Source organism: Thermus oshimai DSM 12092, from assembly GCF_000373145.1.
Taxonomy (GTDB): domain Bacteria; phylum Deinococcota; class Deinococci; order Deinococcales; family Thermaceae; genus Thermus; species Thermus oshimai.
The window spans coordinates 115,417-142,101 of record NZ_KB890614.1; the positions used below are offsets into that span (position 1 = coordinate 115,417).

Genomic DNA, 26,685 nt, shown 5'->3' on the forward strand with positions numbered 1-26,685 from the left:
TGGGATAATACCACACGTGGCGAAGGTGCTGGTGGTGGAGGACGACCCCGTGGTGGCCCGGGTGCTGGAGATCGCCCTCAAGCGGGCGGGGCATGAGGTTCATCTGGTTTCCGACTTCCCCTTGGCCAAGAAGGCCCTGGACCAGGCCTGGGACGCCATCGTCTTGGATCTGAACCTCCCCGGGGGCTTTGGCCTGGACCTCCTCCGCCACCTGCGGCAGGAGCTGGGCCGGAGGACCCCGGTTTTTGTCCTCTCCGGGCTCAAGCAGGAGAAGACCCTTCTGGAGGCCTTGCGCCTAGGGGCCCAGGACTACCTCGCCAAGCCCTTTAGCCCCAATGAGCTTCTCCTCCGTCTGGAGCGGTATGTGGCGCAAGGGTGAACGCCTCTACGCCCTTTTGGTCTTCCTGGTGGTGGCCCTGGAGGCCTACGCCCTGGCGGTCTTGGTGCTGGCCTTTTCCGCCCAGCTCTTTCGCCTAAGCGGGGCGCCTTCGGCTTGGAACGCCCTCCTTCAGGCCTTTTTCCTCACCGGGCTGGTCCTTTTGGTCCTTTCCGCTTACATCCTTGTCTACCACGTCTACACGATTCAAAAGGAGGCTCAGGACAGCGAGGCCTACCGCCGCTTTCTGGACCTCTTCACCGAGGCCCTCTTTACCGGGGGGGATCCCCCGCCCCCGCCCTGGCCCCCCGCCGCCTTGGAGGCCCTCCTTCACCTCCGGGAGACCTTGAAGGGGGAGATGGGGGAAAGGGTGGCGGACTGGCTCCGCCAAGCCCGCCCCCCTTGGGTTCCAAAGCTCAAGATGCGCTGGCCCGGCCGCTACGAGCGCCTCGAGGCCCTGGAGGCCCTGGGCCTGGCCCGCCTCCCCGAGACCCTGGAGGCCATCCTGCCCTACCTGCACCACCCCGACCCCATCCTCCGCCTGGCCGCGGCCCGGGCCGGGGCCAGGACCGCCCAGGGGGAAGGGGTCCTGCGCCTGGGGGAGGCCCTCCTTTCCGCGGGCCTCCCCCGGGGCGCGCTCTTGGAGGCCCTCCTCCTTCTGGAGGAACGGGCAGAGCCGGCGGCGGCCCTCCTCCTGGAAAGGGGGGGGAAGGAGGAGGCCTGGGCCGCCCTGGAGGCCATCGGCCGCCTCCGCCTCCACGCCCTGGGGGAGAAGGTTCTCCCTTTTCTGGAGGCGGAGGACCCCGAGCTCCAGGCCGCGGCCATGAGGGCCCTTCACCGCCTGGGCTACCCCCCGTTGGGGTATGAGGGGGCGGTGCTGGGGCTTCTTAGGTCGGGGGAGGAGTTCTTGCGCCTCCAGGCCGTCCGTCTCCTCCCCCTTCTGCCCCAAGCCCTCGCCCAAAGGGCCCTTTGGGAGGCCCTAAAGGACCCTTCCTTCTACGTGCGCCGGGCGGCGGCGGAGGCGCTTAGGGCCTTGGGCGGGGAGGCGCTGGAAGAGGCGGCCAAGACCCACCCCGACCCCTACGGGCGGGCCATGGCCGCCCAGGTCCTGCGGGAGGGGGCATGGAGGCCTTAGGGTGGTTTCTTTTCGCCTACCAGGTTTTCGTCCTCTACTACTTCGCCGTGCTCAACTTCCTCTACACCACCTTTACCTTCTTTGGCCTCAACATGGTGGCCCGCTACGCCCGGGAGCTTTCCGAGCTCTCCCTGAAAGACCTCCTGGAGCGGGAGGCCTACCTTCCCGTCTCCATCCTGGTGCCCACCTACAACGAGGAGAAGACCATCGCCGCCTCCGTGCGCTCCTTCCTGGCCCTGCGCTACCCCGAGTTTGAGGTCATCGTGGTGGCGGACGGGCCCAAGGACCGGACCCTGGAGGTCCTGAAGGAGGCCTTCGCCCTGGTGGAGGTGGACTGGGTCTACCGCCGGGCCCTCCCCACCAAGCCCATCCGCGCGGTGTACCGCTCCTTGGCCCACCCCAACCTCCTGGTGGTGGACAAGGAAAACGGAGGCAAGGCCGACGCCCTAAACGCCGGGCTCAACTTCGCCCGCTACCCCCTCTTCTGCGCCGTGGACGCGGACAGCCTCCTGGACCCCGAGGCCCTCCTCCGGGCCAGCCGCCTCTTTTTGGAGGACGAACGGGTCCTGGCGGTGGGGGGGACCATCCGCCCCCTGAACGGGGCCCGGGTGCGGGGGGGCGTGGTGGAGGAGCTCCGCCTGCCCCGGGGTTTCCTGGAGAAAATGCAGATCATTGAGTACGCCCGGGCCTTCTTCCTGGGCCGGGCGGGCTGGAGCGCCATGGACGCCCTCCTCATCATCTCCGGGGCCTTCGGCATCTTCCGGCGGGAGGAGGCCTTGAGGGTGGGGGGGTACCGCACGGACACCGTGGGGGAGGACATGGAGCTGGTGGTCCGGCTCCACCGAAAGGCGCGGGAGGCGGGCCGGGACTACCGCGTCCTCTACACCCCAGACCCCATCTGCTACACCGAGGTGCCCTCGGACTGGGCCACCTTGAGGCGGCAGCGGAACCGCTGGCACCGGGGGCTTTGGGAGGTCCTTTTGGCCCACCGGGCCATGCTCTTCAACCCCCGCTACGGCCGGCTGGGGTTCGTGGCCCTGCCTTACTTCCTCTTCTTTGAGGCCCTGGGGCCGGTGGTGGAGGTCCTGGGGTACGCCCTCCTCCCGGTGTACGCCCTCTTGGGGTTTCTCAACCCCCCCTTTGCCCTCCTCTTCCTCCTCCTGGCCCTGGCCTATGGGGTCCTCCTCTCCCAGCTTTCCGTGGGGGTGGAGGCCCTCCTCCTAAAGCGCTACCCGCGCCTTAAGGACCGGCTCGCCCTCCTCCTCCTTTCCCTCCTGGAGGGCCTGGGCTACCGCCAGCTTCTCGCCCTCGAGCGCTTCCTCGCCACCTTCCAGGTCCTAAGGAAGCGGGGGGAGTGGGGGGAGATGCGCCGCAAGGGCCTAGAGGCGCCGGAAGCCCAGGAGCATGAGAAGGCGTAGGCCCATGGAGGCCAGGATGGGGAGGTGGTAGGGGGTGGGGCCGAGGTGGAGGGCGGCGAGCTCCCCCGCGAGGAGGCTTCCCAGAAGGCCCCCAAGCCCCAGGGCCAGCCAGAACAGGGCCAGGTACCCGTTCCGGGCTTCCTTGGGGCTTTTGCCCAGGGCCAGGTTGGTGAGGGCGGGGTTGAGCCCGCTCCAGGCCAGGGCGTCCAGGAGGGCCGAGGCCCAGATGGGCCAGGGGAAGCCGGGCCGGCCCCAAAGCCAGAAAAGGGGCATGACCGCGGCCACCCCTCCCGTGAGGAGGAGGACCCGGCCGTGCCCAAGCCGGTCCGCCGCCCGCCCCCATAAGGGCCCGAAGGCCAGGCCGGAGAGGGCGGAGAGCACCGTCCAAAGCCCCACCTGGCCCAAAGAGAGCCCGCCCCACTGGAGGAAGTAGGGGATGACGTAGGGCCCCCCCACCATCACCGCGGCGAACCAGCCGAGGACCAGAACGAGGTAGCGCCGGAAGCCCGCATCCCGCACCGCCCGCAGGACCTGGGGCCAGGGGGCCTCGGGGGGCGGGGCTTTGGGCTCGTGCTGGAGGGTGAGGAGCCACACGGAAAGGAGGCCGGCCCCCACCCCCACCCCCAGGACCAGGGGGTAGCCTGGCCCCCCCAGGGCGTCCAGCAGGTACCCCCCCGCCAGGTTCCCCAGGGTGCCCACCAGGCCCATGAGGGCGTTGCGCAGGCCGAAGTACCGCCCCCGCCGTTCCTCGGGCACCAGGTCGGCCATCCAGCTGAGCCACAAGACCCCCACGGGGGCCGCCAGGAGCTGGCTGGCCCCGGCGATGGCCAGAAAGGCCGCCACCCGCCCTTCCCCCGGCCACAAGGGGAGGAAAAGGGCCAGGGCGAAAAGCCCCCGGGCCAGGAGGTTGAGGCGCACGGCCAGGGCCTTCCGGCTTCCCCGGAGGAAGAGGGCCAAGGGGGCGAGGAGCTGGGCCAGGAAGGGGAGGGCCCCCAGGGCGGCCAGGGCCCCCGGGCCCGCCCCCAGGTGCAGGGCGTAGCCCGTGGCGATGACCCCCGTGCTGAACTGGATGAAGAGGATGGCCAGGAGGCCTTCCAAAAGGGAGATCCTGAGGGACCGATGGGGCTCCACCCCCCGATTATGCTTGAACCCGGTAAAATCTTCCCCATGGAGACCGCCATCACCCGGATGCTGGGCCTGCGCTACCCCATCGTGGCCGCCCCCATGTTTCTGGTTTCCAACGCGCCCCTCCTCCAGGCGGTGGCCGAGGCCGGGGCCATCGGGGTCATCCCCAGCCTCAACTTCCGCACCCACCAGGCCTTTCGGGAGTTTCTGGAGGCCTTTCCCGAGGGGCTGAAGTTCGGCGTGAACCTGATCCTGAAGGACAACCCCCGCCTCGAGGAGGACCTACAGGCCGTGGTGGAACGGAAGGTCCCCTTGGTGGTCACCTCCCTGGGGGACCCCACCCGGGTGGTGGAGGCGGTGAAGGGCTACGGGGGCGTGGTCTGGTGCGACGTGGTGGGCCTCCGCCACGGAAAAAAGGCGGTGGAGGCCGGGGCCGACGCCCTGGTGGCCGTGGCCTGTGGGGCGGGGGGGCACGCGGGGCCGGTGAGCCCCTTCGTCCTGGGGCCCTGGCTTCGGGAGGAGCTCGGGGTGCCGGTCCTCATCGCCGGGGGGATCGCCACGGGGGCCCAGGTCCTGGCGGCCCTGGCCCTGGGGGATGGGGTCTACATCGGCACCCGCTTCATCGCCACCTTGGAGTCTGCGGCCCCCCTGGAGTACAAGGAGGCCCTCCTCCGCGCCCAGCCCGAGGACATCGTCTACACCCCCGAGGTGACCGGGGTGCCCGCCAACTTCCTCCGGGACTCCCTGGAGCGCTTCCGCCAGGGTGGGGGCAAGGCCTGGAAGGAGGTGTACTCCGCCGGGCACGGGGTGGCCTTCATCCGGGAGATCCCCTCGGCCAAGGCGGTGGTGGCCCGGCTGGTGGAGGAGTACGAAAGGGCCAAGGCCCGGCTGCCCTGAGGACGCCATGCGGCGCCTGGTTCCCCTTCTCCTGGGGCTGGGCCTGGCCTGGGCCCAGTACGACCTGGTGGTCTACGGCGGCACCCCCCAAGGGGTGACGGCGGCCGTGGCCGCGGCGGAGGAGGGCCTAAAGGTCCTCCTCCTGGAGCCCTCGGACCGGCTGGGGGGCGTCCTCACCCGGGGGTGGCTGGCCACCTGGGACCTGGCGCGGGACAAGGAGGGCCTCCTCCAGGGGGGGCTTTTCCGGAAGCTCTACCAGCGCCTTGGGGGAGAGGCCTCCTTTGACGTGGCCGACGCGGAAGGGGCCCTAAGGGCCATGGCCGAGGGGGCGGGGGTGGAGGTGCGCCTCCAAGAGCCCCTTCTGGAGGCGGAGGTGGAGGAGGGGCGCCTTCTCGCCCTCAAGACCCCTTCGGGCCGCCTCGAGGCCCCCCTCTTCCTCGACGCCAGCGACACCGCCGAGCTGGCCTACCGTGCGGGGGCGGCCTTCACCCTGGGGCGGGAGGACACGGGGCTGGACCGGAGGCAGATGGCCGCCACCCTGGTCTTCCGCCTGGAGGGCGTTCCCTGGGGGGCGGTCTTCCTGGCCCTCAACTTTGAAGGCCAGGTGCGGCGCACAGGGGCAGGGGCCTGGGGCCGGAGCGGCTGGGGCTTCGCCGAGCTGGTGCGGGGCTACGCCCCGAGCGACCCCGCCCGCTTCCACCTCCGGGGCCTGAACCTGGCCCGCCAGGAGGACGGGGGCCTTCTGGTGAACGCCCTCTTGCTCTTCGGGGTGGACGGCACCGACCCCCTTTCGGTGGAGGAGGCCCGGGCCCGGGCGGCCAAGGAGGCCGAGCGGGTGGTGGAGTACCTTAAGGCGAAAGACCCCCTGATCTTCGGCACCGCCCGCCTCTCGGGCACCGCCTTCGCCCTCTACCTGCGGGAAACCCGCCACCTCCAGGCCCTGTACCGCCTGAGGGCCGAGGAGGTCCTTTTGGGCAAGACCTTCCCCGACGCCGTGGCCTTAGGGGGCTACCCCCTGGACGGCCAGGCCTACTTCCCCGGGGAAACCCCCTACCTCTTGGGAACCCCCGCGCCCTATGGGGTCCCTTTCCGCTCTCTGGTGCCCAAAGGCCTCAAAAACCTCCTGGTGGTCTCCCAGGCCGCGGGCTTTGACAGCGTGGCCGCCTTCTCCGCCCGGGTGGTGCCCTTAGGGATGGCCCTGGGGGAGGCCGCGGGGGTGGCCGCGGCCCTCCTCCGCCGGAGCCCCTGGACCGGCCTCCAGCCCACCCCCCTGCCCGACTTCGCCGCCTTCGCCGAGAGCCCCGGGGCCATCCGCAAGCTCCAGGAGAGGCTTCTTGCCCGGGGGGCCCGGCTTTTCCCGGCGGAAAAGCCCCCGGCCTCGGAGGAGGGGAAGCGGGGGTACAAGGAGGCCATAGCCCTCCTCCGGCGGGGCCTCTTCGCCGGGCCCTACCATCTGGAGGGGCGCTTGGGGCTGGGGGCCCCCATCCTCCTGGGGGACTTCCTGGCGAACCTCGAGCACTACTACCGCGCCCGGGGGCTGGAGGACCCCCTGAGGGTGGTCCTGAAGGCCCGGGAGCTCCACGCGGGGGCCCCCCTGCATCAGCCCCTGGAGCGCGCCCTCCTCAACCACCTCCTCCGGGCCCTGGGCGAGCCCCCCCTCCCTGGCCCCGAGGGCCCCATCTCCCGCGGGGAGGCGGCGGTCCTCCTCTTCCGGCTTCTGCCATAATGGCGGCAGGGTGCTGGCCGTCTTGCTCCTCCCGGAGTTCAGCGAGCTGGAAGCCGCCCTTTTCCTCGAGGCCGCCCGCAGGCTCGGCCTTCCCGCCTACACCGTGGCCAAGGGGCGGAAGGGGACCCCGGCCCTGGCGGGCTCCGTCTGGACCCCCACCTACGCCTTCCCCGCGGCCCCCCCTCCTACGGCCCTCCTCATCCCCGCGGCCAGGCGGCCCGAGCGCATGGCCCAGGACCCCGCCTACCTGGACTTCCTCTCCGCCCTTTGGGAGGGGCTGGAGGCGGTCTTTTTGGGATCCAACGCCCACCTCTTCCTGGCGGAGGCGGGGCGGCTGCCCTCCCCCGTGGCCGCAGGGGGCGAGGTGGGGGAGGCCCTAAAGGCCCGGGGCTACGCCCTCCTGCCCGGGCCCTTCGCCCGCACGGGGAAGGTCTACGGCACCGCCGGCGGGCTTGCCCTCCTTTCCGCTTTGGCGGACTGGGTTGGGAAAGAGGTTGCCCTTTAAGTTTGAACTCAAGTACACTTTCCCCATGGGCGTACGGGAGCACCAAAAGAAGCGCCGCCGGGAGCGGATCTTCCGCGCGGCCATGGAGCTTTTCCGCACCCGGGGCTTTCACGGGACCACCGCCACGGACATCGCCAAGGCGGCCCACGTTTCCCGGGGGACCTTCTTCAACTACTTCCCCTATAAGGAGGCCGTGCTTTTGGACTACGGGAGCCTCCTCCTTGCGGGCCTTAGGGAGGAGGTGCGGAAGCGCCTGGCCGGGGGGGAGGACCCCCTCGCCCTCCTCCGCCTCATCTTCGCCCGCCTGAGCGAGGCCACCCGCCAGGAAAAAGACCTCCTCCTCCCCCTCCTCTACGAGCTCTTAAACCCCGACCCCCTAAGGGCCAAGGCCGCCTTTGAGGCCCTGCCCCTGGGGGATCTTTTGGCGGAGGTGTTAAAGCCCTTAAGGGAAAAGGGGCTGGTGCGGCAGGACATGTCCTTGGAGCGCATGGGGCGCACCCTGGCGGACCTCTACTTCCTCTCCGCCCTGCGCTGGGCCGCCTACACCCCCCACCGGGACCTGGACCAGGAGATTGAGCGCTCCCTAAGGATCGGCCTCGAGGGCATCCTGGTCCGCCCCTAGGGCCTCCAGGGCCACCTTGCGCTCGTCCCAAGGCAGGGCGAGGAGGCCCCTTTCCAGGGTGCTTTCGTGCCCCTTGCCCGCGAGGAGCACCGTGTCCCCGGGCCGGGCCTCCCGGATGGCCCGGAAGATGGCCTCCTTGCGGTCCGGCACCAGCTCAAAGACCCCCTCCTCCTCCCGGGCCGAGCGGGCCAGGGCCTCGAGGATGGCCTCCAGGGGCTCCGTGCGGTGGTCCTCCTCGGTGAAGAAGGTCTTGTCCGCAAACCTAGCGGCCACCCGCCCGATGTCCCGCCGGCGGTTCGGGTCCCTTTCCCCCGCGGCCCCCACCACCAGGAGGAGGCGGCCCTTTGTGGTCTTGCGCAAGGTTTTCAGGGCCTCCTCCAGGCTTTTCCCGGTGTGGGCGAAGTCAATGACCACCCGGAAGGGCACCCTTTGCACCACCTCCATCCGCCCCCTGACCCCCTTGAAGCTGGAAAGCCCCTCCAGCACTGCCCCAAGCCCCACCCCGAAGGCGAGGGCGGCGGCGGAGGCCGCCAGGGCGTTTTCCAGGTTGTAGGCCCCAAGGAGGGGCAAAAAGGCCTCCCCCCCGCCCCAAGGGGTTTCCAGACGGAAGCGAAGCCCCTCCGGCGTCTCCTTTAGGCCCTCCCCCCGCACCTCCCCCCCCTCGCCGAAGAGGAGGTGGGGCCGTGCTTTAAAGGCCTCCAGGTGGGGGAGCCTGGCGTTCAGCACGGCGAGCTCCGAGCGTTCCACCAGAAGGGCCTTGGCCCGGAAGTAGGCCTCCGGGGTGCCGTGGAGGTCCAGGTGGTCGTCGGGGTAGAAGCTCACGAAGACCCCCACCCGGTAGGAAAGCCCCTCCACCCGCTTCAAGGCCAGGGCGTGGCTGGAGACCTCCAGCACGGCCGCCTTCAGCCCCCGGTCCAGGGCCTCCCGCAGGAAGCCGTAGACCTCGGGGGCCTCGGGGGTGGTGAAGTGCCCGATGGGGGCTCGCTCCTCTTCCCCCAGGCGGAGGCCCACGGTGGAGAGGAGGGCGGAAGGGATGCCCCCCCGTTCCAGGAGGTGGTGGAGGAGGGCCGAGGTGGTGCTCTTCCCCTTGGACCCCGTGACCCCGAGGAGGGGAAGGGCCCGCTCCGGGTGGCCATGAAAGCGGGCGGAAAGCGCCGCCAGGGCCTTGCGGCCATCCTCCACCCGGAGGTAGGGGACGGGGAGGGCGAGGGGCCTTTCCCCCACCACGGCGATGGCCCCCCGGCGGAGGGCCTCTTCTATGAAGTCGTGCCCGTCCAGGGGCTTCCGGTGGGGCAGGGGCACCCCGGGGACGGCCACGAAGACGTAGCCTTCCTCCACCCGCCTCGAGTCCAGGGTAAGCCCCCGCACGGGGAGGGGCGGGGCCTCTAGGCCGAAGGGGGCGAAGAGCTCCTTTAGGGTCATAGCCGCCTCCGGATCTCTTCCAGAAGTGCCCTCTGGGCCGCTTCGTCCTCCACGAAGTCCACCCGGTCCCCCTCCACCACGTACACGGGCGAAAGCCGCCAGGAGGCCACGAACTCCTCGTACAGCGCGTTTAGCCCCTGGAGGTAGGCCTCGGATAGGGCCTTCTCAAAGGGGCGGCCCCGCTTGGCGATGCGGCGCTTCAGGGTGGGGAGGCCCGCCCGGATGTAGACCAGGAGGTCGGGGGGGCGGAGGGTTGGGGCCACGCTCCGGTAGAGCTCCAGGTAGGTCCGCCAGTCCCGCTCCGAGAGGTGGCCCAGGCGGTGGAGGTGCTGGGCGAAGACCAGGGCGTCCTCGTGGACGGTGCGGTCCTGCACCACCTTCCCCTCCTGCACCTCCTCTCGGTGCTGGCGCAGGCGGTGGGCCAGGAAGAAGACCTGGGAGTGGAAGGCGTACCGCCCCATGTCCCGGTAGAAGTCCTCCAGATAGGGGTTCTCGCTCACCGCCTCGTAGACCGGCCTTAGGCCGAAGGCCTCCGCCAGAAGGGCGGTGAGGGAGGTCTTGCCGCTTCCGATGTTTCCGGCCACCGCCAGGTACATAGGGCCTCCTAGAGGGCAAGCCTCTCCCGCACCAGCCCCACCACCCGCTCTAGGTCCTTCCCCCCGGGCCGGTAGTCCAGCCCCTCCGCCTCCAGGACCAGAAGGGGGTGGGGGTAGCGGGCGAAGTGGCGGTCGTAGGCCTGGAGGAGGGCCTCCAGGTAGCCGGGGTCCATGCCCCGCTCAAAGGGCCGCCCCCGGCGGGCGATGCGTTCCAGGAGGACGGGCACCGGGGCCCGCAGGTACAGGGTGAGGTCGGGCGGGGGGAGCCTTAGGGCGAGCTCCCGGTAGAGGTCCTGGTAGAGGTCCCACTCGGGGCCCTCGAGGGTGAGGCTGGCGAAGAGGGCGTCCTTGTCAAAGAGGTAGTCCGCCACCACCCCCCCGAAAAGCCGCCGCTGGGCCAGGGGCAAAAGCTGCCGGTAGCGGGAGAGGAGGAAGAAGACCTGGGTCTTGAAGGCGTAGCGGGCCCGGTCCTGGTAGAAGAGGGGCAGGAAGGGGTTTTCCTCCACCACCTCCAGAAGGGGCTCTAACCCCAGGGCCTCCGCCAGGGCCTTGGCCAGGGTGGTCTTGCCCACCCCGATGGGGCCTTCCACCGCCAGGTACACCCCTCACCTCCTGGGCCGGGCCACCATGGTGAGGGTGACCTCCAGCCTCCGGCCCTCCCGCCAAAGCTGCAGGCGCACCCGGTCCCCCGGGCGGTGGCGGGCCAGGAGGCGCACCACGTCGGCCTTGTCCTTTACCGCCTGGCCCTCCACCGCCAGGATCACGTCCCCCAGGGCCAGAAGCCGCCCCTGGGCGTCCCGCTGGGCCCCCCTAAGCCCGGCCCGGGCCGCGGGGGAGCCCGGCTCCACCTTGTCCACCATGGCCCCCTGGACGGTGGTGAGGCCCACGGCCCTGAGGAGCACCGGGGGAAGCTCGTCCAGGGAGACCAGGCTCGCCCCCAGCCACCCCCTTTGGGGGATGCCGAAGCGCTCGAGGTCCTGGATGCTCTGGGCCACCAGCTCCCCCGGCACGGCCACCCCGATCCCCCCCACCCCCGCGGGGCCCCCGATCACGTCCGCCACCACCCCGATGACCTCCCCCTGGAGGCTCAGGAGGGGGCTTCCCGAGTTCCCCACCGTGAGGGGGGCATCCGTGAAGAGGTACTCCCCCACCTCCGCCCCCACGCTGGGGTCGGGGGTGGGCACCTCCAAGGGCCCCACCCCGGAGAGGATGCCGTAGGAGGCCAAAGGCCCCTGCCCGTAGGGGAAGCCCACCAGCACCACCCCCATCCCCAGGGGCAGGCTGCGGGCGGGGGTTTTGGTGAGGGTGAGGACCCTGGGGGCCTGCACCCCCCGCACGGTGAGGAGGGCGATGTCGATCCCCGGGTCCACGGCGAAGCGCTCCGCGGGGTAGGTGCGCCCGTCGGAAAGCCGCACGGTGAGGTCGGTGAGGTCCCGGACCACGTGGTAGTTGGTCACCACCCGGATGGGGCTCACGAAGAACCCCGTCCCCACCACCCCTTCCTCCCCCGGGGCGAGGGGGGTGCCCTGGACCCGCACCACCGCGGGCAGGGCTTTCCCGATGACCCCGCTCCTCGCCACCTCCTCGGGGGCTACCAGGCGCTGGGCCAGGGCGAAGAGCAAAAGCGCGAAGGTTAGGCTTAGGAACCGCACGGCGCCTCCCCTTTCCCCAGTGTACCGGGGCACCTACATCACCTCGGGGGCGGGGATGCCGAGAAGCCCAAGCCCCGTGGACAGGGTCTTCTGCAGGCTTTCCACCAGGGCCAGGCGGAGCTCCCTCAGGCCCTCCTCCGCGGTGAGCACCGCTGTAGCGGGCCTGCCCCCCTCCTTGGCGTTGTAGTAGGCGTTCCACGCCGCGGCGAGGTCTAGGAGGTACTGGGCGAGGATGTGGGGGGTCTTCTCCTCCGCGCTCTCCAAGGCCGCCTCTTCAAAGTCCAGAAGGGCCAGGGCCAGGGCCCGCTCGTAGGGGGTGGCCTTGGCGAGGTGGGGCCGGCCCCAGCTCCCCGCTTTCCTCAGGATGGCGTGGGCCCGGGCGTGGGCGTACTGCACGTAGGGCCCGGTGTCCCCGTCAAAGGAAAGGGCCTCGTCCAGGCGGAAGTCAATCTGCTTTCTGGGCTCGGTCTTGGCCATGGCGAAGCGGATGGCCCCCAGGGCCACTTCTCCCGCCGCCTTTTCCTTTTCCGGGTGGTCCGGGTTCTTCTCCTCAATCACCTTAAGGGCCCGCCGCTTCGCCTCTTCCAAGACCTCGTCCACGCTCACCGCAAGCCCTTTCCGCCCCGACATCTGCCGCCCTTCCAGGAGCACGGTCTCGTAGGCCAGGTGGAAGGCTCCCCTGGCCAGGTCCTCCCGCCCCACCAGGGCCAGGGCCGCCCGCACCAGGGCCTGGGGGTGGCTCTGGCGCACGTCGATCACGTTGATGGTCTCCTGGGCCCTCGGGGTGTAGGGCTCGCCCTCGGGGGCGCTGGTCCTTAGGTCGGGGTAGAAGGGGTTCTCGTAGGGGCGGAAGCGGAGGCCCTCCAAAAGGCCCATCTTCCAGAACTGGAAGGCGATGTCCTTGGCGTAGTAGGTGGCGGCCCCGCCGGAGCGCACCAGGACGAAGTAGGGGTCCTCGAGGCCGGGGATGAAGGGGCTCGCGTCCATGACCAGGGCCCCCGCGTACTTCCCCTCCTCGGGCCGGAAGACGTGGGGGCTCTTTTCCAGAAGCCCCAGGGCCTTTTCCAAAAGCCCGGCGCGCACGATGTCGCTTTCCCAGACCAGAAGGTCGTAGTGGGCGTTTAGGGCCCGCATGGTGGCGAGCTGGGCCAGGAGGATGCGGTTCACCTCCCCCCGCAGCTCCCCCCGCTCCAGGGCGTGGAGGACCTCCTCTATGCCCTCCTGGAGCCTGGGGTAGTCGGGGTCCTGGTGGAGGCGCACGTAGGCCCGGCCCGCGAAGTGGTCGTACTTCTCCTTCCCGTCCCAGGTGAGGCCGTAGTGCCGGAGGGCGAAGAGGGTTTCCGCCGCCTGGCGGCCGGTGTCGTCAATGTAGTTCAGGACCAGGACCTTCCGGCCGGCAAAGCGCAGGATCCGGGCCAGGCTGTCCCCCAACACGATGTTCCTCAGGTGCCCCACGTGGAGCTCCTTGTTGGGGTTTACGGAGGTGTGCTCCAGGAGGACCAGGCCCTCCCTTTCCGGGAAGGGCGTTTTGGGCCTTAGGGCCTCCTCCAAAAGGGCCTCCGTGCGGATCCTGAAGTTCAGATACCCCCCCACGGGGATGGCCTCCTCCACGAAGGGGGGAAGCTCCATCCGGCCCTTTAGCTCCTCGGCGATGGCCTGGGGGGGTTTCTTAAGCTCCTTGGCCAGGGCGAAGAGGGGGACCCCGTAGTCCCCCGGCTTGTCCTTGGGGGCCTTGGCCACCTTGAGCCTGAGGTCCAGGCCTAGGGTCTTGAGGGCGGTCTGTACGGCGTCTTCCAGGGCGCGGCGCACCATCCCGGTCATCATACCGCGCCCTTTGCCTTCCCTAGGGGTAAGATGGAGGCCCTATGAAGCGGTGGTTTTTCCTCCTTTTTATGGGCCCTGCCCTGGCCCAGGGCCTTCTCGCGGGCGGGCAGGGCCACAGCCTAGCGGTGGTCCAGGGGGTCCTTTGGGCTTGGGGCTGGAACTACGACGGGCAGGTGGGGGACGGTTCTTTCCTCAACCGCACCCGGCCGGTGAGGGTCTTGGAAGGCGTCCTCGGGGTGGCCGCGGGCAACCTCCACAGCCTGGTCCTCCTTCCCGATGGGCGGGTGCGCGCTTTCGGGGCAGGGGAGGCCGGTCAGCTTGGGGACGGCACCTTCGCCTCCAAGGGGCGGCCGGTGGAGCTTCCCCTTAGGGCCAGGGGCCTGGCCGCAGGCTATACCCATACCCTTCTCCTAGCCCAAGACGGCCGGGTGTACGCCGCGGGGAGCAACGAGGAGGGCCAGCTTGGGGACGGCACGCGCCGCCGCCGGAACGCCCTCGCCCCCGTGGAGGGCCTGCCCCCCATCCGCCAGGTGGCCGCGGGGTACTTCCACAGCCTGGCGGTGGCGGAAAACGGGGACCTCTACGTTTGGGGTAGCAACCTCTCGGGCCAGCTGGGCACGGGTACGGTGGAGTCCCTCCTAAGGCCAGCCAAAGTCCTGGCGGGGGTGGCGGCCGCCGTGGGCGGGGGCACCTTTAGCGCGGTCCTCCTAAGGGACGGGCGGGTCCTGGTCGCGGGGCTGGACAGCGCCACCTTCCGCCCCTTGGAGGGCCTGCCCAAGGCGGTGGCCCTGGCCGCGGGCCGGGCCCACCTCCTTGTCCTTGGGGAGGACGGCCGGGTGTACGCCCTGGGGGAGAACGAGATGGGCCAGCTGGGGGACGGGACCCAGGAGGGCCGCCTCGAGCCTAGGCCCGTGGAGGGCCTGGAAGGGGTGGTGGCTGTGGGGGCGGGGGACGCCCACAGCCTGGCCCTTCTCCGGGACGGCGGCCTCTTCGCTTGGGGGGACAACCGCTTCGGCCAACTGGGGGACGGCACCCGGGAGATGCGCCTTAAGCCGGTGCGGGTCCGGCTTCCTTAAGGGCCTCCTTTAGGGCCTGGGCCACCTTGAGGTTCATCCCTGGAAGCCGGGCGAGCTCCTCCAGGGGGGCTTCCCTTAGGGCGGAAAGCCCCCCGTAGCGCTCCAGAAGGAGCTTTTTCCGCGCGGGGCCGAGGCCCGGGATCCCCTCCAGGAAGCGGAAGACCGCCTCCTCCCGCTTCTTTTGGTGGTAGCGGAGGCCGTTTTGGTGGGCCTCGTCCCGGAGGTGGATGAGAAGGGCTAAGGCGGGGTGGGTGAGGGGGAGGTGCAGGGTGCGCCCGTCCTCCAGGACCAGGGCCTCCTCCCGCTTGGCGAGGCCCACCAGGGGGAGGTTGAGCCCCGCCCGCTCCAGCCCCTTCCTTGCGGCCCGCACCTGGCCCAGGCCGCCGTCTATCAGGAGGAGGTCCGGCAGGGGCATCTCCTTGAGGCTTCCCGTAAACCGCCGGTAGACCGCCTCCTCCAGGGCCTCGTAGTCGTCGTTCCCCGCCTTAAGGCGCATCCTACGGTACTCCGCCTTCTTGGGCCTGCCCCCCTCAAAGACCGCGATGGAGGCCACCCGGGCCTGGCCCTGGAGGTGGCTGATGTCGTACCCCTCTATGCGGAAGGGCCTTCGGGCGAGGCCCAGGATCTCCTGGAGGGCCTTCAGGGCGGGGTGGTCCCCCCGCTTCTCCAGGGCCTTGAGCTCCGTTTCCAGGGCTAGGCGGGCGTTTCGCTCCGCAAGCTCTAAAAGGCGCTTCTTCTCCCCCCTTTGGGGTATGCGCACCTCCACCCTCCGCCCGGCCCGCCGCCTTAAGAGCGCTTCCAGGGCCTCTTTCTCCTCCACGGGGAAGGGGAGGAGGACCAGGGGGGGGAGGGGGGAGGCCTCGAGGTAGTGCCCCCGCAGGAAGGCCCAGAGGATCTCCTCGTCCGAGGCCTCCTCCTTCTCCACCACCCGGCTGATGCGCCCCAGGATCCGCCCCGAGCGCACCTGGTAAAGCTGCACCACCGCCAAGGCCCCCGCCCGGGCGAAGCCCAAGAAGTCCAGGTCCCCAAGCTCAGGGTCAAAGGCCTGCTGGTTCGTGGAGAAGAAGGCCTTCAGGGCCTCCATCTGGTCCCGGATCTCCGCCGCCCGCTCAAAGTGGAGGGCCCTTGCGGCCTCGCGCATCTTGGCCTCGAGCTCCGCCAGGACCCACTCCACCCGCCCCTCCAGGACCGCCTCCACCTGGCGCACCACCTCCCGGTAGGCCTCGGGGTCCGCAAGCCCGGCGCAAGGGGCCAGGCAGCGGCCCATGCTGTGGTTCAGGCAGGGGTGGCGGCGCCTTTTCATGGGGTAGCCGGAGTTCTTCCGAAGGGGGAAGAGCCGGTCTATAAGGGCCTTGATCCGCCTCAGGGCCCCGGCTTCGGGGAAGGGCCCGTAGTACTTGGCCCCGTCGGGCTCCACCCGCCGCACCACGAGAAGGGTGGGGAAGGGCTCGTTGGTGAGCTTCAGGAAGGGGTAGTGCTTGTCGTCCTTGAGGAGGACGTTGAAGGGGGGGCGGTGGGCCTTGATGAGGTTGGCCTCGAGGAGGAGCGCCTCCACCTCGTCCCGGGTGGCGATGAACTCCAGGAGGGTGGCCTCCTCGGCGATGCGCCGGGCCTTCCCTTCCGCGTGGAAGTAGCTCCGCACCCGGGCCCTGAGGTTCTTGGCCTTCCCCACATAAAGCACCTCCTCCCCCCGCTTCCAGAGGTAGACCCCGGGGGTTTCGGGGAGGGGGGGAAGGGCTTCCGGCCTCATCCTTCCCCGATTGTAGGCAAAGGAGGGCGCGGACGCTTAAGCCTGCCTTTCTAAGGGCACCACCGCCAGGGTGCACCGGCTTGCGGCCATCAGCCGGCCCTCCTCGTCGTAGACCTTCACCTCCCACACCTGGGTGGTGCGCCCCAGGTGGAGGGGGCGGCCCACGGCGCGGATGGTCCCGGCCTGCTTCTTGCGGATGTGGTTGCAGTTGATCTCCAGCCCGAAGGCCGCGTGCCCCTCGGGGGCGTTCAGAAAGCCCCCCACGCTGGCCACGCTCTCCGCCAGGGCCACCGTGGCCCCGCCGTGGAGGAAGCCGAAGGGCTGGTGGACCCTGGGGGTGACCTCCAGTTCGGCGATGACCTCCTCCTTCTCCAGCTTCAGGTAGCGCACCCCCAGGGTGCGGTCCAGGGTTTCCCGCTCCAAGAAGGCCAGGGATTCCATGCCCTGGAGTATAAAGGGGGCGTGGGCGAGCTCCGCCTTTTCCCAGGCCTCCTCTCCCCCCCTTCGGGGCTGGACCTTTTCCTGGACCTTCCCTCGGAGCCGGGCCTCCACCTCCTGGCCTTCGGGGAGGGGGCCTTAGAGGCCTTGCGGGTGGCCTTCCAGGGGGGGGTGAGAAGCCTCGTCCTCCTTTCCCCCATCCTCCGGAGGGACGCCTTCCTGGAGGCCCGGCTCCAGGCCCTCCGCTTCGGTTTGGAAAGGGGGGGCGTGGAGGGCTTCGCCACCGTGGGCCGGGCCCTCTTCTTCGGCCCCCGCACCGCAGGAAGCGAGGAGATCTTTTCCGCCTGGCGCGAAGGGCTTTCGGAGGGGAAGGTGAGGGCCTGGCTGGAGCGCCTTTCGGCCCTAGGGGACGAGCGGCGCTGGCTCCGGGGGACGGAGGCCCGGCTTCTCGTGGTCCAGGGGGCCCTGGACGCCTTCACCCCGCCCCCCTACGGCCGGGAGGCCGCGGACTGGGCCAAGGGGGAGGCCCTCTTCTTCGCGGTGGAGGGGGCGGGGCACCTGGTCCCCTGGGAGGCCCCGGAGGAGGTGGCCTCCTGGGTGGGGGACTTCCTCCTGGGGGAGGGGTTTAGGCCCCTGCCGGGGGGGCTTGCCCTATGAGGCGCACCGGCTACCTCCACCTTTACGGCCTGAACCTGGTCTTTGACCGGGTGGGGCGGGGCCGGCCGGTGGTCCTCTTGGCCGAGGAGGCGGGGCGCTGGCCGGAGCGCCTGCCGGAGGGCTTTGCCTTTTACCTTCCCGACCTGCCGGGCTATGGCCGCACCGGTGGGCCTTCCATGGCCCCGGAGGAGCTTGCGGAGTACGCCGCCGCCTTCGCGGTGATGCTGAACCTGGGGAACCCTCCTTTTCTCCTCCGGGGGGTGGGGCTTCTGGTGGGGCCTTTCCTCGAGGCCCGGGGGTTCGCCGTTTGTCCCGCGGAAGAAGACCTGATAACGGCCTTGTCAAATCTTTGCGAAGAAGGTTAGAATGCCCTAGGGAGGTGGGGTATGCGTAAGCTTCTGTTGACGCTTGGTGTGTTTTTCGGTCTGGCCTCGGCCCAGGTTTCCCTGGAAGGCCTCAAGCCCTCCGTGGCCCTCATGGGGGGGAGCCAGGGGTTCGGGGTGGAGCTCTCCTGGCACTGCCTCCTCTTCCAGCCCCCCGTGGGGGAGGTCCGCCCGGCCTTGGACCTGGGCTTCACCGCGGCGGGCGAGGCGAGCGGGGCCTTCCTCTTCCGCTACCACTACCCCTTCGCCGAAGAGTTGAGGGCGGGGGCGGGGATGGGCGTGGGCTTCCCCAAGTTTTGGGACCCCAAGCTCTACCTCCGCCTGGACGCGGAGTACCACCTGAAGGCCCTGGTGGGGGCCCCCCTCTTCCTGGGGGCGGACTTCGGCCTCCTTGGGGATAAGCCGGCGGGCCACCTGAAGCTGGGCTACCGCTTCTAAGTAGGCGGAAGCACTCCCCCCGCGGGTTCGCGCCTGCGGGGGGTGTTTTTCCTTACCCCTCCTGGCCTTCCTCCCCCCCTTCCGGGGCGTCCACCTCCACCTTCATCACCTCCCTTAGGAGGCTCGTGGCGTAGCTCCCCTTGGGGAGGGAAAAGGAGAGCCAAAGCCCCTCAGGGGCCTCCTCCACCCGCCAGTCCTGAAGGGGCACCCTTATGGGCCTCCTAGCCCCCCGGCGGGCGCTGAACTCCTCCCGGCGGAGGTCGTAGCGGGCTAGAACCTCGTCCTCCAGGGCCCGGGCCTCCCCTTGGGCCTCGGGGTACTTCTTGCCGAAAAGGGGCCCGGTGGCGCTGATCTCCAGCCTTAAGGCCCGCTCCGCCTCCTTGGGGTCCTCCACCAGGAACTCCCCCCCGGTGGCGTGCTTCTTGGCCCAGTCCCCGGGGATCACCGCGGCGTAAAGCCCCCGTTCCATCCTCAAGGCCACCCAGTCGTTGAAGAGGAGGCTTTGGAGGCTTCCCACCAGGAAGCGCTTGAGCCAGGGGCTTCCCCGCCCCTTGCCCTTCTTCACCAGCTCGTACCCCTTTAGGGGGTTCAGCCCCCCAAGGCCGAAGCGCTGGGGGCCATAGTAGTTGGGAAGGCCCTGGGCCTCTAGGACCCTCAGGATGGCCTCGGCCCTCTCCTTTCCCCCTTCCGCGTTTCGGATGAGGATCCGGAAGCGGTTCCCCTTGAGGTGGCCCGTCCGGAGCTTGTTGGTGTGGAGGCCGGCCTCCAAAAGGCGCACCCCCTTTAGGTTCTCCAGGAGGCAGAGGGCGTCCTCGTACTTCCTTGGGATGGAGAACCACTGCCGGGTGCGGGCGCGCTTGTCCTTAAGCCCCGCCACCCCGATCTCCTTTTCCGGCACCCCTAGCTCGTCCCGGAGGAACTCAAAGACCTCCCGGGTGGTGCGCCCTTCCTTCTCCAGGAAGAGGTAGAGGTGCTCCCCCTTCCCGCTGGGGCGGTAGGCGGGGATCTCCTCCACCTGGAAGTCCTCCGGGATAGCCCGGATGGCCCCTCCCACCCCCGGGAGGCCCGCGGTGAGGAAGGGGTAGCGCCCTGGCCGGTAGACGAGGTCCATCCTCTTATTCTCGCCTAGGGCAAGGCCTTAAGCCAAGCCTCCAGGACCCCAAAGCCGTAGCGGAAGAAGGCCTCCGAGCCGAGCTCCACCCCCGCCTGGGCCAGGATCTCCTTGGGCCCCAGGCTTTCCCCCGCCTCCAGGACCTTTAGGTACTTGGGCACGAAGGCCGCCCCCTCCTCCCGGTAGCGCCCGTAGAGGGCCAGGACCACCAGGTAGCCCAGGGCGTAGCTGTAGGTGTAGAAGCGGTAGTGGACGAAGTGGGGGATGCCCGCCCAGGCCGAGCGATCCAGCTCCGTCCAGGCCACGCCCGCCCCGTAGAGCCTGGCCTGCTCCTCCTGCCAGAGGCGGTGGAACTCCTCGGGGGCCAGGGCGGCCTCTTTCCGGGCCTCGAGGCTCCTCCTTTCAAAGAAGGTGTACATCACCTGGCGGAAGAGGGTGCCGATGGCGTCCTCCACCCGCTCGGCGAGGAGGAGGGTCCGTTCCTCCTCAGGAAGCCTTTCCAGAAGGAGGTCGTCCAGGAGGATCTCCGCGAAGACGCTGGCCGTCTCCGCGAGGGGGGTGGAGGCCCCGAAGTTCAGGAGGCGCTGCTTCCTCGCCAGGTAGAAGTGCACCCCGTGCCCGAGCTCGTGGGCCAGGGTGTGGGCGCTGTCCAGATCGTCCGTGTGGTTCAGCAGGACGTAGGGGTGGGTGGAGGGGAGCCCCCCGCTGCAGAAGGCCCCGCCCCGCTTGCCCGGCCGGGGGTAGACGTCAATCCAGCGCCCCTCAAAGAAGCGCTCCGCGATGGCCGCCATCTCGGGGCTGAAGCGGCGGAAGGCCTCGAGGACCAGCGCCCTCGCCTCCTCAAAGGGCACCTTGGGCTTCTCCCCAAGGGGGGCGAGGAGGTCCTCGCTCGGGGTCTTCGCCTGCCCTAGGCGCTTCGCCTTCCAGAGGTAGTAGCGCTCCACCAGGGGATAGTGGGCCTCCGTGGCCTCCAGGAGAGCCTCGATGTCCTTCACCTCCACCTCGTCCCTGAGGGCCACGGGCTCCAGAGGGTGGCGGTAGCCCCTAAGGCGCAGGTCCTGGAGGTAGTCCAGGTAGACCGCGTTGAACACGGAGGCCAGGGTGGGGGCCTCCTCCAGGAGCTTCCCATAAAGGGCCCGGTGGGCCTCCCGCCGGAGGGCGGGGTCGGGGTCCCGCCTCAGGGCCCGCACCTCCATCTCCGTGCGCTCCTTCCCCCCCACCAGGAAGCGGAAGCGGCCCGTGTACTCCGTGTAGAACTGGCTCCAGGCGGAGCGCCCCACGAGGCCTTTCAGGTTCAAAAGCTCCTCCTCCCGCTCCGAAAGGGTGTGGGGGGCGTAGGCCCGCTGCCTTTCCAGGAAGTGGCGGAGGTCGGAAAGGCCCTCGTATTCCACAAGGCGCCGGAAGGCCTCCTCGGGAAGCTTCCTTAAGGCCACCTCCAGGGGGACGAGGCGGTTACGCACCTCGGTGTAGCGGCTCCGCACCCGGTCCAAAAGGGCCTTGGCCGTGGGGTCCTGGGTGCGGGTGGCGAAGTAGAGGCTTGCGTAGTTCAGGGGCTTGTAGGCCTTCTCCAGGGCCTCCTCGTAGCGGCGGAAGAGGGCTTCCGCCCGAAGAGGGTCTTCCAGGTCCTTGGGGTCAAGCTCCCCGGCGAGGGCCAAGGCGGCCTCGAGGTCCTCCCATAGCCTGGGGTCCTCGGGGCCTCCGTAGAGGTCGGAAAGGTCCCATTCCACGGCGCCCAGTATACTGGGGGGTGGCGCCTTTTTCCGGGAAGGTCCCGGCCCAACAAGGGAAGCGACCATGAACGCCGCGCTGGTCATCTACCGCCAAAAACCCGCCCTGGCCTGGGAGAAGGAGGGGCGGCTGGAGCTCCTCCTCCCCACGGGGGAGCGGGTGAAGGTGCGCCCCAAGGACGTCCTCCTCCTCCACCCGGGGCCCGCGAGCCTGGACCTAAGGGTCCCGGAAGGGGAGGAGGAGGCGGCCTGGGAGCTCCTAAAGGGGGAGCGGGTTTCCCTAAGGGAACTCGCCGAGCTCGTCTACGGGGCCTACACCCCCGAGGCGGCCTACGGGGCCTACCTCCTGGCCCAAAGGGGGGAGCGCTTCGTCCTGGAAGGGGAGGGGGTGAGGGCCCGCACGGAGGAGGAGGTTGCCGCCCTCCTCCGGGCGCGGGAGGAAAAGGAGGCCCGGGAGCGGGCCTTCCGGGAAGGGGTGGAGCGGCTTAGAAAGGGCACCCCTTTGCCGGAGGACCGCCCCCTCCTCCAGGAGGTGGAGGCTTTCGCTTTAGGGGAGAGGAAGGAAAGCCCCGTCCTCCGCGCCCTGGGCCTTGCCGAGGCCCCCGAGGCCGCCCACGGCCTCCTCCTCCGCCTGGGGGTCTGGCGGCGGGAAAACCCCCACCCGAGGCGGCTCGGCCTTCCCCTAAGCCCCCCAGGCCTCCCCGTCCCCCCCTTGCCCGAGGAGGAGCGGGCCGACCTCACCCACCTCCCCGCCTTCGCCATCGACGACGAGGGGAGCCAGGACCCGGACGACGCGGTTTGGGCGGAAAGGGTGGGGGAGGGGTTCCGGCTTTATGTGCACGTGGCGGACGTGGCCGCCCTGGTGGCCCCGGGTAGCCCCCTGGACGAGGAGGCCCGCCGCCGGGGGGCCAACCTCTACCTCCCGGAGGGGACGGTGCCCATGCTCCCCGAGGGGGTGACCCAGGCCCTCGGCTTAGGTCTGCAGGAGACCTCTCCCGCCCTCACCTTTGAGCTTCTCGTTTCCGAGGAGGGGGAGCTTCTGGAGGAAAGGGTCTACCCGAGCTGGGTGCGGGTCCAGCGCCTCACCTACCGGGAGGCCCTGGAGGCGGAGGGCTTGGAGGCCCTGAAGGCCCTTTCGGAGGCCTTCCGGCGGCGGCGCCTGGCCCAGGGGGCGGTGGAGCTTGCCCTGCCCGAGGTGAAGGTGCGGGTGGAGGGGGAGGCCATCCAGGTTCTCCCCCTGCCCCCCTACGAGAGCCGGGTCTGGGTGCGGGAGGCCATGCTCCTTGCGGGCTACGCCGCGGCCCATTTGGCCCTAAGGGAGGGGCTTCCCTTCCCCTTCGCCACCCAGGAGGCCCCCACCAGGCGGGTGGAGGGGGAGGGCCTAAGCGCCCTTTGGGAGCAGCGGAAGGCCCTGAAACGGGCCCAGCTCAAGGCGGTGCCCGCCCCCCACAAGGGCCTTGGCCTTCCCCTCTACGCCCAGGTGACGAGCCCCTTAAGGCGTTACCTGGACCTGGTGGCCCACCAGCAGCTTCGGGCCTGGCTCAAGGGGGAAAGGCCCCTCGCCCAGGGGGAGATCCTGGAGCGGGTGGGGGCGGCGGAGGCGGTGGCCGACCTGGTGCGGGAGGCCGAACGGAAGAGCAAACTCCACTGGACCCTTCTCTACCTCCAGGAAAAGGGCTACGAAGGCCCAGGGGTCTTGGTGGAGCGAAGGGGCGGGCAGGGGGTCTTCCTCCTCCCTGAGCTCGGCCTCACCGCCCAGGTGGCCCTGCCTTCCCCCCTTCCCCTAGACGCGGAGGTCCGCCTCCGCTTCCTGGAGGCGGACCTTCCCGCCCTCGAGGCCCGCTTCGCCCTCGTTTAGTCCATGTGCTCAATCAGCGCCCGGCCGAACTCGCTTGTGCGGAGCAGGGTGGCCGGCTTCCCTTCCGCCTGCAGGAGGCGGTGGAAATCGTAGGTCACCAGGCCCTTGGCGATGGTGCGCTCCATGGCCTGGATGATGAGGTCCGCGGCCTCGTTCCAACCCAGGTAGCGGAGCATCATCTCCCCCGAGAGGATCACGCTGGAGGGGTTTACCTTGTCCTGGCCCGCGTACTTGGGGGCGGTCCCGTGGGTGGCCTCAAAGACCGCGTGCCCCGTGAGGTAGTTGATGTTGGCCCCGGGGGCGATGCCGATCCCCCCCACCTGGGCGGCCAGGGCGTCGGAGATGTAGTCCCCGTTGAGGTTCAGGGTGGCGATGACCGAGTACTCGTCGGGGCGGAGGAGGATCTGCTGCAGGAAGTTGTCGGCGATCATGTCCTTGATGACGATCTCCCGGCCGGTGCGGGGGTTTTTCAGCACGTGCCAGGGCCCGCCGTCTAAGGGCACCGCCCCGTAGCGCTCCCGGGCTAGGGCGTAGCCCCACTCCCGGAAGGCCCCTTCCGTGAACTTCATGATGTTGCCCTTGTGCACCAGGGTGACGCTGGGCAGGTCCTCCTTGATGGCGTAGTCTATGGCCGCGGCCACCAGCCGTTCCGTCCCCTCCCGGGAGACGGGCTTTAGGCCGAGCCCCGAGGTCTCGGGGAAGCGGATCTTGGCGTAGGCCTTGGGGAACTCCCGCTTGAGGAAGTCCAGGACCTTTTTCACCTCCTCGCTCCCCGCGGGCCACTCAATCCCCGCGTAGATGTCCTCGGTGTTTTCCCGGAAGATGACCATGTTCACCAGCTCCGGGTGCTTCACTGGGCTCGGCACCCCCTTGAACCAGCGCACGGGGCGCACGCAGGCGTAGAGGTCCAGCTCCTGCCTCAGGGCCACGTTGATGCTGCGGATGCCCCCACCCACCGGGGTGGTCAGGGGGCCCTTGATGGCCACCAGGTACTCCCGGATGAACTCCAGGGTTTCCTCGGGGAGCCAGATGGGCTCCCCGTAGACCTGGTTGGCCTTTTCCCCCGCGTAAAGCTCCACCCAGACGATGCGGCGCCTACTTCCGTAGGCCTTCTCTACCGCCGCGTCTAGGACGGGCTTGGCCGCTCTCCAGATGTCGGGCCCGGTGCCGTCCCCCTCGATGAAGCCGATGATGGGCTGGTCGGGCACCACAAGCTTCCCGTCCTGGATCCGGATCCGTTCGCCCTCCGCCGGGATCTGGATACGCGTGTAGGCCATAGCCTTACCTCCGGCCCTAGCATACCCCTCCTGGGGGGGCCGTGTGTCCCTTTGGCATTGACTTCGGGGAGGGTTGGGGCTAGGGTGAGGGGGAAAGGAGCACCGTGAGGATTCTTCTTATCCTATTGGCCCTCGCCCCCCTGGCCTTAGCCCAGGGTGTGGTGAAGGGGGTAACCGAGGCGGAGGTGGCCGCTCTCTTGAAAGAGGCGGGGATCCCCTATGAACGTACGGAGCCCGGCCGCTTCCGTCTGGAGATGGCGGGGCTGGACAAGGTCTGGCTGAGCCTGGAGTACTGCCAAGGGAGCTCCTGCGGGGTGCTCCTTCTGGCCGCGGGGTTTACCCTGGAGGAACCCCCGGCCTTGGAGGACCTCAACCTCTGGAACGGGGAGGCCCTCCTAAGCCGGGCCTATCTGGACGAGGAGGGCGCGGCCTGGGTGGAGTCCGACCTGGACCTCACCGGCGGGGTGAGCCGGGAAGCGGTGAAGGTCTTCTTGCAGACCTTTGCCCAGGAAACCCTGCCGGACTTCATGGAGTTCATCGGCTTTAAGCCTTGACGGGGCGAAGGGCCTTCCCTAAGATGGGGAGTGCCCGGTAGGGGCGGGCGTCTTTGGGTTCCAAGCCCGGCGGTGTAGCTCAGGTGGTCAGAGCACACGACTCATAATCGTGGTGTCGTGGGTTCGAGTCCCACCACCGCCACCAGTCAGGGACGCGAAAACCCCGGGGTCAGGTTCCCCGGGGTTTTCGTTTGACCCTAACGTAGGGCTTGGCAAGTGCCGGTAGGTCCCCAGGGGGACTCAGGACACCCCTTGCCTCCAAAAGACCATCCCCCTTATCCTAGGGGCATGCCGGTTAAACGAATACCCCTTCTTTCGGCCTAGGGTATGCCCCTGGCCGGAGGGAGGGGTTTGCGGGGGGGCGTAGCTCAGCCCGGTGAGAGCGGCGGCCTTATAAGCCGCAGGTCGTGGGTTCAAGTCCCACCGCCCCTACCAGGGCAACCCCCCGTAAAGTGAGGGCATGGAAGGGGGAAGCCTCCCCGAGCGCTTTGCGGCCCACCTCCAGCGGCTTGCCCCAACGGACCCCCTGGTCCTGGCGGTCTCGGGGGGTGGGGACTCCGTGGCCCTGGCCCACCTGGTGAAGGCCGCGGGGCGAAAGGGGGTGGTGGCCCACCTGGACCATGCCTTGAGGCCCGATTCCGAGGAGGACCGCCGCTTTGTGGAGGCCCTGGCGGGGAGGCTCGGCTTTCCCTTCCTTTGGGAGCGGGTGGAGGTGGGGCGGCTCGCCGAGGCCCGGGGGGAGAACCTCGAGGCCCTGGCCCGTAAGGTCCGCTACGCTTTCCTCCACCGCGTGGCCAAGGAGGTGGGGGCGGGGGCCATCCTCACCGCCCACACCCTGGACGACCAGGCGGAAACCCTTCTCCTTAAGCTCCTCCAGGGCACGGCCCGGGGGCTTGGCATCCGGGAGAAGGAGGGGCTTGTGGTAAGGCCCCTCCTCCCCTTTAGCCGTCTGGAGCTCAGGGCCTACCTGGAGGCCCTCGGGGAGGCCTGGCGGGAGGACCCCACCAACCGGGACCTGGCCCTGGACCGGAACTACCTCCGCCACCGGGTCTTTCCCCTCCTGGAGGCCCGCTTCCCCGGGGCCAAGGCCGCCTTGGCCCGCTTCGTGGCGGTGCGGGAGGAGGAGGACGCCCTTTTAGAGGAGGAGGCCAAAAGGCGCCTCGTCCCCGACGCCCGCTTCCACGGCCTCTTCAAGGGCCTCCTCGCCTACCGCATCCCGCCCCTCCGCCTGGCCCCCCCTGCCCTTCGCCGCCGGGCCTTGAGGCAGATCCTGGAGGCTTTGGACCTTCGCCCCGAGGCCCGGCTCATCGCCGACCTGGAGGGGGCTTTGGGGGGGAAGGCCGCCACCTTGCCCGGGGGCTTCCGGGCCCGGGCCAAGGGGGGTACCCTTTTCCTCTTCCCGGAGGGCTTCCTTCCGCCCCTTCCCCCGGGCTTCCGCCGCCCAAGGCCCGGGGACTATCTGGAGAGGCCCTACGGGAGGAAGCGCCTTCTGGACTATTTGGCGGAAGAGGGCGTGCCCAAGGAACTTAAATCCCTTTGGCCCGTGCGGGGGGAGGGGCGGGTGGAGGCGGTGTACGGCCTTTATCCCCGGGAAGAGGTGCGCCTCATGGACCTGGCCCTGGAGGAGGCGGAAAAGGCCAGGGCGGAAGGGGAGGTGCCCGTGGGGGCGGTGCTCCTCTTAGGGGGGGAGGTCCACCGGGCCCACAACCGGGTGGAGGCCCTAAAGGACCCCACGGCCCACGCGGAGATGCTCCTCCTCCGCACCCTGGGGAAGGAGGCCCGGGGTGGGCGGCTCTATGTGACCCTCGAGCCCTGCCTCATGTGCGCCCACGCCCTGAAGGAGGCCGGGGTGGAGGTGGTCTACGGGGCGGAGAACCTGAAGGAGGGGGCCCTCACCCGCTTCGGGGTGGGGGAGGGGTTTAGGGGGGGGGTGAGGGCCCGGGCCTGTGCTAAACTCTTAGAGGACTTCTTCCGCGCCCGGAGGGGTGCCGGAGCGGTTGAACGGGCCGGTCTCGAAAACCGGTAGGCCCCGCAAGGGGCCTCGCGGGTTCGAATCCCGCCCCCTCCGCCAAAAGGGGCCCTTTGGGGGCCTTTTTCCTTTGGGGGCCTACCGCGGGC

The 26,685-nt window shown here is 69.6% G+C and carries 24 protein-coding genes, 3 tRNA genes and 1 pseudogene; 17 read left to right on the forward strand and 11 right to left on the reverse strand.

The window, feature by feature from the left end:
* Positions 1-16 precede the first annotated feature (16 nt).
* From B043_RS0106225 to B043_RS0106235, 3 genes are read left to right on the forward strand one after another with little or no spacing between them, the layout of a single operon-like run.
* Positions 17-379: a response regulator transcription factor gene (locus B043_RS0106225; protein WP_026234154.1), complete on the forward strand. Its 363-nt coding sequence runs from the start codon at positions 17-19 to the stop codon at positions 377-379.
* Complete coding sequence (locus B043_RS0106230) at positions 363-1,511, forward strand: HEAT repeat domain-containing protein (RefSeq protein ID WP_018461330.1); 1,149 nt, start codon at positions 363-365, stop codon at positions 1,509-1,511. The genes B043_RS0106225 and B043_RS0106230 overlap by 17 nt, the downstream gene beginning before the upstream one ends.
* Positions 1,499-2,929 carry a glycosyltransferase family 2 protein gene (locus tag B043_RS0106235; RefSeq protein ID WP_018461331.1) on the forward strand — a complete coding sequence of 477 codons (1,431 nt, stop codon included), beginning with the start codon at positions 1,499-1,501 and terminating at the stop codon, positions 2,927-2,929. The genes B043_RS0106230 and B043_RS0106235 overlap by 13 nt, the downstream gene beginning before the upstream one ends.
* Here the strand turns inward: B043_RS0106235 and B043_RS0106240 are convergent.
* Positions 2,891-4,060, reverse strand: a complete 1,170-nt coding sequence (locus B043_RS0106240) for an MFS transporter (RefSeq protein ID WP_018461332.1) — start codon at positions 4,058-4,060, stop codon at positions 2,891-2,893. The genes B043_RS0106235 and B043_RS0106240 overlap by 39 nt on opposite strands.
* A 36-nt stretch (positions 4,061-4,096) precedes the next feature.
* Here B043_RS0106240 and B043_RS0106245 point away from each other — a divergent pair, with 36 nt between their 5' ends.
* Genes B043_RS0106245 through B043_RS0106260 form a run of 4 tightly spaced genes read left to right on the forward strand, consistent with a single transcriptional unit; the run spans position 4,097 to position 7,804 of the window.
* Positions 4,097-4,951 (forward strand): NAD(P)H-dependent flavin oxidoreductase, encoded by an 855-nt coding sequence (locus tag B043_RS0106245; RefSeq protein WP_026234155.1) that lies wholly within the window; start codon positions 4,097-4,099, stop codon positions 4,949-4,951.
* 7 nt (positions 4,952-4,958) lie between these two features.
* Positions 4,959-6,677, forward strand: a complete 1,719-nt coding sequence (locus B043_RS0106250; protein ID WP_018461334.1) for an FAD-dependent oxidoreductase — start codon at positions 4,959-4,961, stop codon at positions 6,675-6,677.
* 10 nt (positions 6,678-6,687) lie between these two features.
* Complete coding sequence (locus B043_RS0106255; protein WP_018461335.1) at positions 6,688-7,182, forward strand: hypothetical protein; 495 nt, start codon at positions 6,688-6,690, stop codon at positions 7,180-7,182.
* Between the two features lie 25 nt (positions 7,183-7,207).
* Positions 7,208-7,804, forward strand: a complete 597-nt coding sequence (locus B043_RS0106260) for a TetR/AcrR family transcriptional regulator (RefSeq protein ID WP_026234156.1) — start codon at positions 7,208-7,210, stop codon at positions 7,802-7,804.
* On the opposite strand, the gene B043_RS0106265 is transcribed toward B043_RS0106260, so the two are convergent.
* The 5 genes from B043_RS0106265 to B043_RS0106285 are packed head-to-tail and all read right to left on the reverse strand — an operon-like array spanning position 7,766 to position 13,286.
* Entirely contained in the window at positions 7,766-9,226 is a 1,461-nt protein-coding gene (locus tag B043_RS0106265) for a Mur ligase family protein (protein WP_018461337.1), read from the reverse strand. The two genes, B043_RS0106260 and B043_RS0106265, sit on opposite strands and share 39 nt — an antisense overlap.
* Positions 9,223-9,822 (reverse strand): deoxynucleoside kinase, encoded by a 600-nt coding sequence (locus B043_RS0106270; protein WP_018461338.1) that lies wholly within the window; start codon positions 9,820-9,822, stop codon positions 9,223-9,225. Before B043_RS0106270 ends, B043_RS0106265 begins: the two co-directional genes overlap by 4 nt.
* An 8-nt stretch (positions 9,823-9,830) precedes the next feature.
* Positions 9,831-10,424, reverse strand: coding sequence for a deoxynucleoside kinase (locus tag B043_RS0106275; protein WP_016329915.1), 594 nt, complete (start codon positions 10,422-10,424; stop codon positions 9,831-9,833).
* A gap of 3 nt (positions 10,425-10,427) precedes the next feature.
* Positions 10,428-11,474 (reverse strand): S1C family serine protease, encoded by a 1,047-nt coding sequence (locus B043_RS0106280; RefSeq protein ID WP_016329914.1) that lies wholly within the window; start codon positions 11,472-11,474, stop codon positions 10,428-10,430.
* Positions 11,475-11,507: 33 nt separating this feature from the next.
* Complete coding sequence (locus B043_RS0106285) at positions 11,508-13,286, reverse strand: arginine--tRNA ligase (protein WP_026234157.1); 1,779 nt, start codon at positions 13,284-13,286, stop codon at positions 11,508-11,510.
* A gap of 53 nt (positions 13,287-13,339) precedes the next feature.
* Here B043_RS0106285 and B043_RS0106290 point away from each other — a divergent pair, with 53 nt between their 5' ends.
* Positions 13,340-14,374 carry an RCC1 domain-containing protein gene (locus tag B043_RS0106290; RefSeq protein WP_016329912.1) on the forward strand — a complete coding sequence of 345 codons (1,035 nt, stop codon included), beginning with the start codon at positions 13,340-13,342 and terminating at the stop codon, positions 14,372-14,374.
* Here the strand turns inward: B043_RS0106290 and uvrC are convergent.
* Together uvrC and B043_RS0106300 are read right to left on the reverse strand one after the other, a co-directional pair.
* Positions 14,346-16,124, reverse strand: coding sequence for an excinuclease ABC subunit UvrC (uvrC, locus tag B043_RS0106295; RefSeq protein WP_016329911.1), 1,779 nt, complete (start codon positions 16,122-16,124; stop codon positions 14,346-14,348). The two genes, B043_RS0106290 and uvrC, sit on opposite strands and share 29 nt — an antisense overlap.
* Positions 16,125-16,160: 36 nt before the next feature.
* Entirely contained in the window at positions 16,161-16,565 is a 405-nt protein-coding gene (locus B043_RS0106300) for a PaaI family thioesterase (RefSeq protein WP_018461340.1), read from the reverse strand.
* A gap of 21 nt (positions 16,566-16,586) precedes the next feature.
* Between B043_RS0106300 and B043_RS0106305 the strand changes: the two genes are divergently transcribed.
* The 3 genes from B043_RS0106305 to B043_RS0106315 are packed head-to-tail and all read left to right on the forward strand — an operon-like array spanning position 16,587 to position 18,040.
* Positions 16,587-17,219 carry an alpha/beta fold hydrolase gene (locus tag B043_RS0106305; protein ID WP_018461341.1) on the forward strand — a complete coding sequence of 211 codons (633 nt, stop codon included), beginning with the start codon at positions 16,587-16,589 and terminating at the stop codon, positions 17,217-17,219.
* Positions 17,216-17,584, forward strand: coding sequence for an alpha/beta fold hydrolase (locus B043_RS0106310; RefSeq protein ID WP_018461342.1), 369 nt, complete (start codon positions 17,216-17,218; stop codon positions 17,582-17,584). Before B043_RS0106305 ends, B043_RS0106310 begins: the two co-directional genes overlap by 4 nt.
* Before the next feature lie 21 nt (positions 17,585-17,605).
* A complete protein-coding gene (locus B043_RS0106315) occupies positions 17,606-18,040 on the forward strand; it encodes a hypothetical protein (RefSeq protein WP_026234158.1) in 435 nt (144 codons plus the stop codon).
* A gap of 52 nt (positions 18,041-18,092) precedes the next feature.
* On the opposite strand, the gene truD is transcribed toward B043_RS0106315, so the two are convergent.
* A complete protein-coding gene (truD, locus tag B043_RS0106320; RefSeq protein WP_018461344.1) occupies positions 18,093-19,151 on the reverse strand; it encodes a tRNA pseudouridine(13) synthase TruD in 1,059 nt (352 codons plus the stop codon).
* Between the two features lie 14 nt (positions 19,152-19,165).
* Positions 19,166-20,878, reverse strand: a complete 1,713-nt coding sequence (locus tag B043_RS0106325; RefSeq protein ID WP_018461345.1) for a M3 family oligoendopeptidase — start codon at positions 20,876-20,878, stop codon at positions 19,166-19,168.
* Positions 20,879-20,945: 67 nt separating this feature from the next.
* Here B043_RS0106325 and B043_RS0106330 point away from each other — a divergent pair, with 67 nt between their 5' ends.
* Positions 20,946-22,736: an RNB domain-containing ribonuclease gene (locus B043_RS0106330; protein ID WP_018461346.1), complete on the forward strand. Its 1,791-nt coding sequence runs from the start codon at positions 20,946-20,948 to the stop codon at positions 22,734-22,736.
* Here the strand turns inward: B043_RS0106330 and icd are convergent.
* A complete protein-coding gene (icd, locus tag B043_RS0106335) occupies positions 22,733-24,013 on the reverse strand; it encodes an NADP-dependent isocitrate dehydrogenase (RefSeq protein ID WP_016329903.1) in 1,281 nt (426 codons plus the stop codon). The two genes, B043_RS0106330 and icd, sit on opposite strands and share 4 nt — an antisense overlap.
* Positions 24,014-24,117: 104 nt before the next feature.
* Here icd and B043_RS0106340 point away from each other — a divergent pair, with 104 nt between their 5' ends.
* From B043_RS0106340 to B043_RS0106365, 5 genes and pseudogenes are all read left to right on the forward strand, one after another.
* The gene (locus tag B043_RS0106340; RefSeq protein WP_018461347.1) at positions 24,118-24,567 is read left to right on the forward strand and encodes a YbjN domain-containing protein; all 450 of its coding nucleotides are present in this window, start codon (positions 24,118-24,120) and stop codon (positions 24,565-24,567) included.
* Between the two features lie 68 nt (positions 24,568-24,635).
* A tRNA-Met gene (locus tag B043_RS0106345) sits at positions 24,636-24,712 on the forward strand.
* Positions 24,713-24,924: 212 nt separating this feature from the next.
* A tRNA-Ile gene (locus B043_RS0106350) sits at positions 24,925-25,002 on the forward strand.
* Positions 25,003-25,027: 25 nt separating this feature from the next.
* A pseudogene (tilS, locus tag B043_RS12650) lies at positions 25,028-26,568 on the forward strand (tRNA lysidine(34) synthetase TilS).
* Positions 26,547-26,638 (forward strand) — tRNA-Ser (locus B043_RS0106365). Before tilS ends, B043_RS0106365 begins: the two are co-directional and overlap by 22 nt.
* Positions 26,639-26,685: the final 47 nt, after the last annotated feature.

Coding starts and splice junctions, on each gene's coding strand:
- B043_RS0106235 (WP_018461331.1), top strand. CDS start 1,499: ATGGAGGCCTTAGGGTGGTTTCTTTTCGCCTACCAGGTTTTCGTCCTC.
- B043_RS0106265 (WP_018461337.1), bottom strand. CDS start 9,226: ATGACCCTAAAGGAGCTCTTCGCCCCCTTCGGCCTAGAGGCCCCGCCC.
- truD (WP_018461344.1), bottom strand. CDS start 19,151: ATGGACCTCGTCTACCGGCCAGGGCGCTACCCCTTCCTCACCGCGGGC.
- B043_RS0106310 (WP_018461342.1), top strand. CDS start 17,216: ATGAGGCGCACCGGCTACCTCCACCTTTACGGCCTGAACCTGGTCTTT.
- B043_RS0106250 (WP_018461334.1), top strand. CDS start 4,959: ATGCGGCGCCTGGTTCCCCTTCTCCTGGGGCTGGGCCTGGCCTGGGCC.
- uvrC (WP_016329911.1), bottom strand. CDS start 16,124: ATGAGGCCGGAAGCCCTTCCCCCCCTCCCCGAAACCCCCGGGGTCTAC.
- B043_RS0106330 (WP_018461346.1), top strand. CDS start 20,946: ATGAACGCCGCGCTGGTCATCTACCGCCAAAAACCCGCCCTGGCCTGG.
- B043_RS0106245 (WP_026234155.1), top strand. CDS start 4,097: ATGGAGACCGCCATCACCCGGATGCTGGGCCTGCGCTACCCCATCGTG.
- B043_RS0106285 (WP_026234157.1), bottom strand. CDS start 13,286: ATGGTGCGCCGCGCCCTGGAAGACGCCGTACAGACCGCCCTCAAGACC.
- B043_RS0106260 (WP_026234156.1), top strand. CDS start 7,208: ATGGGCGTACGGGAGCACCAAAAGAAGCGCCGCCGGGAGCGGATCTTC.
- B043_RS0106270 (WP_018461338.1), bottom strand. CDS start 9,822: ATGTACCTGGCGGTGGCCGGAAACATCGGAAGCGGCAAGACCTCCCTC.
- icd (WP_016329903.1), bottom strand. CDS start 24,013: ATGGCCTACACGCGTATCCAGATCCCGGCGGAGGGCGAACGGATCCGG.
- B043_RS0106315 (WP_026234158.1), top strand. CDS start 17,606: ATGCGTAAGCTTCTGTTGACGCTTGGTGTGTTTTTCGGTCTGGCCTCG.
- B043_RS0106300 (WP_018461340.1), bottom strand. CDS start 16,565: ATGGAATCCCTGGCCTTCTTGGAGCGGGAAACCCTGGACCGCACCCTG.
- B043_RS0106230 (WP_018461330.1), top strand. CDS start 363: ATGTGGCGCAAGGGTGAACGCCTCTACGCCCTTTTGGTCTTCCTGGTG.
- B043_RS0106290 (WP_016329912.1), top strand. CDS start 13,340: ATGAAGCGGTGGTTTTTCCTCCTTTTTATGGGCCCTGCCCTGGCCCAG.